This window comes from Bacillus sp. OTU2372 (assembly GCF_038440275.1).
GTDB classification, from domain to species: Bacteria; Bacillota; Bacilli; order Bacillales; family Cytobacillaceae; genus Neobacillus; species Neobacillus bataviensis_B.
This window is the reverse complement of sequence record NZ_JASATK010000057.1, coordinates 1-2,309: the sequence shown is the minus strand read 5'-3', so window position 1 is coordinate 2,309 and position 2,309 is coordinate 1. Positions and strand designations below refer to the sequence as shown.

Genomic DNA, 2,309 nt, shown 5'->3' with positions numbered 1-2,309 from the left:
GAGAATCAATCGTGGAGGTCCTGACATGGTTGAGGGGATACTCATTGAGGTAAAAGACGATTTTGTATATATCATCACTAATGATGAAGTCGTGCGCATTACCATTTTCCACATTAAAAATGTGAGTTATGGACCAAAAATTGAAAAGGCTAAAACCGAAGATCATAAGTCACAAGAACCTAAATCACTAAAACCTAAATCATTACAACCTGAATCACAACCATTTGAATCATTACAATATGAATCACCTCAAAGATCAAACGATGAGAGTAAAAATAAATACAATAAAACCAATTTAGTAGGTAGGAAAAATTTTGATGAGGATTTATCTGTTCTGTTGTCCTCTATGGAGAAGTTTTTACGAAATTATTCAAAAGGCATCTAAGATTAAGTTTTTTATATTCCTCACATAGCGGGTTCACAGAGTTGTAGAATGAGTAGACACTGTCAAGATAACGATTTATAGCGTCTACTCATTTAATCGGAATATCCTACCAGCCCATTGTTTAACGAATAGGGATACTATCATTAAATCATAAAAAATAATCCACCCTTGAGTTGAGGCTCGGGTGGATTATTTCCTATTAGTTTACTATTCCTCTTCTATTTCTTTTTACTAGAATTAATTAAGTTAGAATGGAACCACACCCGGTACAAACTATAACAACGCCCATGGGAATGGCCGTTTTTGCAGGTGGGAGTGCATTTGTGGGAGAACCATTCTTTGCATGGATTAAGACCTATACCCCAAAGAATTGTCAGTCCATCTATTCCTTTCTTTTTTATTTGTGATTTATTTTACTGGGACATTTAATGCGTACACGAAATAGTTTTGATAAATTAAAAATAATAAATAAACAGGGGTTAATTTTTTTGTTCAATTTATGGACGATGGACATGTTGTGTTACTACAATACCCGTAGGTGCAGAGAGCAAATCAATTGTTTATTTCAATAAAACAAGTATTATTGTTAAAGTAGTTCACATCTAGGAGGTCCATTGATGGAAAAAAATTCGCGAACAAGAACTGTTTTATTGCTGACGTTTCTTGTTATTGTGTGGGGAGTCAATTGGCCATTATCAAAAATGGCACTTAACTATACTCCGCCATTATTGTTTGCTGGATTAAGAACTTTTCTAGGCGGGCTTATCTTGCTCATTTTTGCAATACCAAGATTTAAGCAACTCCGTTTAAAAGAAACCTGGCATTTTTACGTCGTTTCTGCTGTACTAAACATTATAATGTTTTACGGTCTGCAAACAGTTGGGCTGGGCTTTATGCCTGCTGGACTATTTTCCGCTATTGTCTTCATTGAGCCCGTATTACTTGGGATTTTTTGTTGGATTTGGTTAGGAGAATCAATGAATGGATTAAAGATCATTGGTTTAATTCTCGGTTTTGCGGGTGTTGCCGTTATAAGCTCTGGGGGTTTTACCGGTGATATTTCAGCAATTGGCATTCTTCTTGCCTTAGGTTCTGCCATTGGGTGGGGATTAGGGACCGTTTTTGTAAAGAAAACTGGAAATCGTGTTGATTCCTTATGGATGGTTACCCTTCAACTGATTATCGGCGGAATATTTTTATCGTGTGTGGGTTCGAGCTTTGAAAGCTGGTCTAGTATCGAATGGAGATTACCATTTATATCAAACTTGCTTTTTATCTCAATCTTTGTCATTGCTTTTGGATGGCTTGCTTTCTTTACACTTGTCGGATCGGGGGAAGCTAGTAAAGTAGGTTCGTTTACCTTTCTTATTCCTCTAATTGCAATTATATGTAGTTCTTTTCTTTTACATGAATCTATTACAATTAATCTGGTCATAGGACTTTTATTCATTGTTTTTAGCATCTGTCTTGTAAATATGAAAACTAAAACCCAAAAAGTAAAGGCACAGATCGATTTATAGATAAATTGATAGAAAGAATATTTAATTTTGGTTAATTAAATTATAAATAGTCATATAAGCAGCCATTTTGTGGCTTTTTGTGCGACGGTCAGTTGGGAAAGAGTGTTACTCAGTTAACACTCTTTTTTTCTTTATCTAACCAAAGACGGTCCCCCTCCATACCCATTGCATGAGTCCAAAGTATTAAAAGACAGGCCAGTACCTAGGACAACTTCCCGCCGTGATACATATACATGCAGTGTAAATATTTATTAAAGGGGAGATTTTTAATGGGTAAAGACATCAAGGAGTATTTTACAAATAAAGTAATTAAGATTGACAGAGGCGGCCCAGAATCCAGAATTGGGAAGTTACTAGATGCTGGTGACGATTATTTCGCAGTTCTCACTGAAGACGATGGGGTC

The 2,309-nt window shown here is 35.8% G+C and carries 1 protein-coding gene and 1 pseudogene; both read left to right on the top strand.

Features of this window, described 5'->3' with window-relative positions:
- A pseudogene (locus AAHB15_RS29790) lies at nt 1-385 on the top strand (hypothetical protein); the annotation flags it as partial.
- A gap of 617 nt (nt 386-1,002) precedes the next feature.
- Nucleotides 1,003-1,905 carry a DMT family transporter gene (locus AAHB15_RS29785; RefSeq protein WP_342043890.1) on the top strand — a complete coding sequence of 301 codons (903 nt, stop codon included), beginning with the start codon at nt 1,003-1,005 and terminating at the stop codon, nt 1,903-1,905.
- Nucleotides 1,906-2,309: the final 404 nt, after the last annotated feature.